General features: G+C 67.8%; 3 protein-coding genes. 2 read left to right on the top strand and 1 reads right to left on the bottom strand.

Translation table 11 applies throughout. From position 1 onward, the window contains the following. Positions 1-516: 516 nt before the first annotated feature. Entirely contained in the window at positions 517-1,836 is a 1,320-nt protein-coding gene (locus RCF13_RS11290; protein WP_088496586.1) for a M20 family metallopeptidase, read from the bottom strand. A gap of 186 nt (positions 1,837-2,022) precedes the next feature. Between RCF13_RS11290 and RCF13_RS11285 the strand changes: the two genes are divergently transcribed. Beyond that, complete coding sequence (locus tag RCF13_RS11285; protein ID WP_134968343.1) at positions 2,023-3,267, top strand: efflux RND transporter periplasmic adaptor subunit; 1,245 nt, start codon at positions 2,023-2,025, stop codon at positions 3,265-3,267. A 74-nt stretch (positions 3,268-3,341) separates the two neighbouring features. After that, a complete protein-coding gene (locus RCF13_RS11280) occupies positions 3,342-6,575 on the top strand; it encodes an efflux RND transporter permease subunit (protein ID WP_134968342.1) in 3,234 nt (1,077 codons plus the stop codon). The last annotated feature ends 21 nt before the right edge of the window (positions 6,576-6,596 follow it).

Below are 6,596 nucleotides of genomic sequence, written 5' to 3'. Positions count from 1 at the left end.
CGCTCTTCCTATGTGGGGTGTTCATGGGACGCTTTTTATCGCGCGGTGGGGGGGCCTTCGGCCTGGCGGGCCAACGGGGGAGCCCCTCGGTGGTGGGGTGTTGGGGCGTCTAAAGCCTGTATTCCGGGGTGGGGGCGGGGCGGTGGGGGCGGGCGGGGACGCCGTGACGCCGTCCGTGGCGGCTTCGCCGCGCCATCCATGGCGCGGATACCCCGCCACCCCCACCCGCCCGGCCCCCCGACACATTTCTGCCGCCGATCCACCACGGGAAAGATCAGAAAGTCAAAATCCGATCCTTCGGACATTTTCGATGTCTGCCATCCACGCATGGCGTGGATCTACCGGCAAGCCACGGGATCGGGTCTGGAGGAAAGCCCCCTGAGTCAGGGGGCGGCCGCGAAGCGGCAGGGGTCTGGAAGCTGGTAAGGGGGGCCCACTGTTCGCGCAGCGAACTGTGGGAGCGACAGCGCGCATGCGATGTCGCGTACCCAGGGCTGCAAGCCCTGCCGGCAACCCTCACCCCGCAGGCGAGCCGGCACCGTGCAGGTAATCCAGGCTCACCTGCAGCAACGCGCGCAATCCCACATCCAGCGCCTTCTCATCCAGCAGGAACTTCGGCGAATGGTTGGCCGGCGCCGTCGCCGGATCGATGCCCACGCTGGTGGACCCGACGAAGAAGAACATGCCCGGCACTTCCTTCGCGTACAGCGAGAAATCCTCCGCGCCCATCTGCAGCGGCGGCTCGTACACGTTGTCCTTGCCCACGACCGCCTGCAGGCTCGGCAGCATCTTCGCGGTCAGCGCCGGGTCGTTCACCGTGGCCGGGTTGCCCTCCGATTCGTAGATGTCGGTCACCGCCTTCGCACCGTGCGCGGCGGCCGTGTGCTCGGCCACATTGCGCAGGTCGGCAAAGATCTGCTGGCGCATGCCTTCGTCGAAGGTGCGGATGGTGCCGACCATCTCCACTTCATCGGGAATGATGTTGTAGCGGATGCCGCCGTTGATTGCGCCGAAGGTCAGCACCGCCGGTTGCTTGGACAGGTTGGCGCGGCGGCTGACGATGGTCTGCGCGGTGCCGACCAGATCGGCGGTGGCGACGATCGGGTCAACACCGTTCCACGGTGCCGAGCCATGCGTCTGGCGACCGATCACCTTGATCCCGAAGCGATCAGAGGCAGCCATCAATGGGCCGCCGCGCACCGCGATCTGGCCGGCCTGCACGCTGGAGAACACATGCAGGCCGAACACTGCCTCCGGCTTGAAGTCGGCAAACAGCCCTTCCTTCAGCATCAGTGCGGCACCGCCCTCTTCCGGCGGCGGCGCGCCTTCCTCGGCCGGCTGGAAGATCAGCATCACCTGGCCCGGCAGGTCCTTCTTCATTGATACCAGCGCTTCGGCCACGCCCAGCAGCGTCGCGGTGTGCGCGTCGTGGCCACAGGCATGCATCACGCCCACGGTCTGCCCGCGGTACTGGTCGGTGGCCTTGGAGGCGAACGGCAGGCCGGTCTGCTCGGTCACCGGCAACGCGTCCATGTCTGCACGCAACGCGATCTTCGGACCCGGCTTGCCGCCTTCGATGATCGCCACCACGCCGTGGTGGGCGATGCCGGTCTTCGGCTTCAGGCCCATCGCCCGCAGGCGCTTGGCGACCTCGGCCGAGGTGCGCGCCTCGCGATTGGACAGCTCCGGATGTTGGTGGAAGTCACGACGCCATTCGACCACCCGGGCCTGCAGCCGCTGCGCGGCGGCGGTCACTTCCGGGCGTTGCCCGTCCTGGGCATGGGCAAGCGCCGGCAGGGCCAGCAGCAGGGCGGACAGCAGCAGCGAACGGCGCATCGCAATCTCCACAGCAAGAGGGTTCCAGCTGAATGTAGGGCAACACCGGCGCCACGGGAACCTCCGGCGCCGCATCCGGTCTTAGCGCCCGTCCCATCCGTCATGCAGGAAACGTGATGTGGCACAGGTATGCTTTGCGCATTGTCCCGGCGTCCCGTCCGGTCCAGCCCTCTCGGAGTCCTCGTAATGTCACGTGTTTGGAAGATCGTGCTGCTGGTCGTGGCGATCCTGGTGCTGGCCGTGGTCGGCCTGCGCGTCATCGGCGGGGGCAAGGACAAGGCTGGAAAACCTGTTGCGGGCGCGCGCCAGGGCGGCGAAGATCCGAGTGCCGGTCCAGTGCCGGTGACCGTGGTGGAGGCCACGCGCCAGGACGTGCCGGTGTATGCCAGCGCGCTGGGTACGGTGACCGCGATGAACACCGTCACCGTCAGCCCGCAGGTCGGCGGCCAGCTGATGAGCCTGAATTTCCGTGAAGGCCAGGAAGTGAAGCAGGGTGATGTGCTGGCGGTGATCGATCCGCGCACCGCCCAGGCCAGCTACGACCAGGCCGCGGCAGCCAAGCGCCAGAACGAGGCCCTGCTGGCCACCGCGCGCTCCAACTACCAGCGCTCGAACGCGCCGGAGTATCGCCAGTACGTCGCCAAGACCGATCTGGATACACAGCGAAACCAAGTGGCACAGTACGAAAGCGCCGTGGCCGCCAACGAGGCCAGCATGCGCTCGGCGCAGGTGCAGCTGCAGTACACCCGGGTCACCGCACCGATCTCCGGCATCGCCGGCATCCGTGCGGTCGATGCCGGCAACGTGGTCAACGCCGGTACCGCGCTGGTCACGTTGACCCAGATCCATCCGATCCACGTGCTGTTCAACCTGCCCGAGCGCCAGCTCGGCGATGTGCGCCAGGCGCAGGCCGCCGGCACGGTGCCGGTGGCGGCGCTGGACCGCGCCGATTCGCACGTGCTGTCCGGCGACGGCAAGCTCGATGTGGTCGACAACCTGATCAGTGCGGACAGCGGCACGTTCAAGGCGCGCGCCGTCTTCGACAACACCGACAACAGCCTGTGGCCGGGCCAGTTCGTCAACGTGCGCATGCAGCTGCGCACCATCGGCGGCGGCGTGGTCATTCCGACCCAGGCGGTGCTGCGTGGCCCGGACGGCGAGTACGTCTATGTCGTGCAGGGCGACAACACGGTGAAGATGCAGACCGTGCGCAGCGGCGTGGAAGTGGGCGACAGCCAGGTGCAGATCGCCGAAGGCCTCAAGGGCGGCGAGCGGGTGGTCAGCGAAGGCCAGTTCCGCCTGAAGCCGGGCAGCAAGGTCACCGCGCTGAAGCCGGGCGAGACCCCGGCCGCGCCGACCGAGGCCGAACTGAAGGCGGCCGAACAGAAGAACGCGGGCGGCGGTGGCCGTCGCGGTGGTGGCCCGCGCTGAGCGCAGGCCACGGTTCTCCCTCGCGCCGGCGGACCTGCCGGCGCCGACATTGAAGTGCCAGCAAGGATCAGTCCGTGGGCTTTTCGACGATCTTCATCCGCCGCCCGATCGCTACCTCGCTGTTGATGGCGGGCCTGTTGCTGCTGGGCATCCTCGGTTACCGCAAGCTGCCGGTGTCGGCGCTGCCGGAAATCGATGCGCCCAGCCTGGTGGTCACCACCCAGTACCCCGGCGCCAACGCCACCACCATGGCCTCGCTGGTCACCACCCCGCTGGAGCGCCAGTTCGGGCAGATCTCCGGGCTGGAACTGATGACGTCGGACTCGTCGGCCGGGTTGTCGACGATCATCCTGCAGTTCTCGATGGACCGCGACATCGACATCGCCGCGCAGGACGTGCAGGCGGCGATCCGCCAGGCCACCCTGCCCTCATCGCTGCCCTACCAGCCGGTCTACAACCGGGTGAATCCGGCCGACGCGGCCATCGTCACCCTGAAGCTGACCTCTGACACGCGCCCGCTGCGCGACGTCAACAACTACGCCGACTCGATCCTGGCCCAGCGCCTGTCGCAGGTGCAGGGCGTGGGCCTGGTCTCGATTGCCGGCAACGTGCGGCCCGCCGTGCGTATCCAGGTCAATCCGGCGCAGCTGTCGAACATGGGGCTGACCCTGGAACAGCTGCGCAGCGCGCTGACCCAGGCCAACGTCAACGCGCCGAAGGGTTCGTTGAACGGCAAGACCCAGTCCTACAGCATCGGCACCAACGACCAGCTGGCCAGCGCCGCCGAGTACCGCGACACCATCATCAGCTACAAGAACGGCCGCCCGGTGCGGCTGTCGGACGTGGCCGAGGTGATCGATGGCGTGGAGAACGACCAGTTGGCCGCCTGGGCCGATGGCAAGCCGGCGGTGCTGCTGGAAGTGCGCCGCCAGCCCGGTGCCAACATCGTGCAGACCGTCGAGCGCATCCGCGCGATCCTGCCGCAGCTGCAGGGCGTGCTGCCGGCCGACGTGCACCTGGAAATCTTCAACGATCGCACCGAGACCATCCGCGCCTCGGTGCATGAGGTGCAGTTCACCCTGATCCTCACCATCGGCCTGGTGGTGGCGGTGATCTTCGTGTTCCTGCGCCGCCTGTGGGCCACGATCATCCCGTCGGTGGCAGTACCGCTCTCGCTGGCCGGTACCTTCGCGGTGATGGCCTTCGCCGGCATGTCGCTGGACAACCTGTCGCTGATGGCGCTGGTGGTGGCCACCGGCTTCGTGGTCGACGACGCGATCGTGATGATCGAGAACATCGTGCGCTACATCGAGCAGGGCAAGAGCGGCAAGGAAGCGGCCGAGATCGGCGCACGCCAGATCGGCTTCACCGTGCTGTCGCTGACCGTCTCGCTGGTGGCGGTGTTCCTGCCGCTGCTGCTGATGCCCGGCGTCACCGGCCGCCTGTTCCACGAGTTCGCGTGGGTGCTGAGCATCGCCGTGGTGCTGTCGATGCTGATCTCGCTGACGCTGACCCCGATGATGTGCGCCTACCTGCTCAAGCCCGACGCCCTGCCCGAGGGCGAGGACGCGCATGAGCGCGCGGCAGCGGCCGGCAAGCAGAACCTGTGGACGCGCACCGTCGGCCTCTACGAGCACAGCCTGGACTGGGTGCTGGGCCACCAGCGCCTGACCCTGGCCGTGGCCGGTGGCGCGCTGGTGCTGACCGTGCTGCTGTACGTGCTGATCCCCAAGGGCCTGCTGCCCGAACAGGACACCGGCCTGATCACCGGCGTGGTGCAGGCCGACCAGAACATCGCCTTCCCGCAGATGGAGCAGCGCACCCGGCAGGTGGCCGAAGCGCTGCGCCAGGACCCGGATGTGACCGGCGTGTCGGCCTTCATTGGCGCGGGCAGCATGAATCCCACGCTCAACCAGGGCCAGCTGTCGATCGTGCTGAAGGAACGCGGCGAGCGCGATGGCCTGGATGAGATCCTGCCGCGCCTGCAGAAGGCGGTGGCCGGCATTCCGGGCGTGGCGCTGTACCTGAAACCGGTGCAGGACGTGACCCTGGATACCCGCGTGGCCGCCACCGAGTACCAGTACTCGCTGTCGGACGTGGATTCGGCGACGGTGGCGACCCAGGCCACGCGCCTGACCGAAGCGCTGCGCAAGCGCCCGGAACTGGCCGACGTCGACAACAACCTGTCCAACCAGGGCCGCGCCCTGGAGCTGAACATCGACCGCGACAAGGCCAGCGTGCTGGGCGTGCCGATGCAGACCATCGACGACACGCTCTACGATGCGTTCGGCCAGCGCCAGATCTCGACCATCTTCACCGAGCTCAACCAGTATCGCGTGGTGCTGGAAGTGGCACCGGAGTTCCGCACCAGCACCGCGCTGATGGAACAGCTGGCCGTCGCCTCCAACGGCGCCGGCGCATTGACCGGCACCAATGCCACCAGCTTCGGCCAGGTCACCTCCTCCAACTCGTCCACCGCCACCGGCATCGGCGCGCAGAACACCGGCATCACCGTCGGCGCCGGCAACATCATCCCGCTGTCGGCGCTGGCCGAAGGCAAGGTCAGCAGCGCACCGCTGGTGGTCAGCCACCAGCAGCAGCTGCCGGCGCTGACCGTGTCGTTCAACGTGGCGCCGGGCTATTCGCTGTCCGAAGCGGTGCGAGCGATCCAGGAGACCAAGGACAGCCTGGACATGCCCACCCACCTGCATGCCGAGTTCATCGGCAAGGCGGCTGAGTTCACCGGCAGCCAGACCGACGTGGTGTGGCTGCTGCTGGCCTCGCTGGTGGTGATCTACATCGTGCTGGGCGTGCTCTACGAGAGCTACATCCACCCGATCACGATCATCTCCACGCTGCCGCCGGCCGGTGTCGGCGCGCTGCTGGCGCTGATGCTGTGCGGGCTGAGCCTGTCGGTGGATGGCATCGTCGGCATCGTGCTGCTGATCGGCATCGTCAAGAAGAACGGCATCATGATGGTCGACTTCGCCATCGAAGCCCGCCGCGCCGGCGCCAACGCGCACGAGGCGATCCGCCGCGCCTGCCTGCTGCGCTTCCGCCCGATCATGATGACCACCGCTGCGGCCATGCTCGGCGCACTGCCGCTGGCGCTCGGCACCGGCATCGGTTCGGAGCTGCGCCGCCCGCTGGGTATCGCCATCGTTGGCGGCCTGCTGCTGTCGCAGTTGGTGACCCTGTACACCACGCCGGTGATCTACCTGTACATGGAGCGCTTCTCTGAGTGGCTGGCGCGCCGCCGCGAACAGCGTGCGCTGCGCGACGGTTCGCTGCAGGAGCCGCAGGCATGATCCACGCCCCACTGCCGTGGG

It is taken from the genome of Stenotrophomonas maltophilia group sp. RNC7 (assembly GCF_030910085.1).
Lineage (GTDB): Bacteria > Pseudomonadota > Gammaproteobacteria > Xanthomonadales > Xanthomonadaceae > Stenotrophomonas > Stenotrophomonas sepilia.
This window is presented reverse-complemented; position numbering and strand designations above follow the sequence as displayed.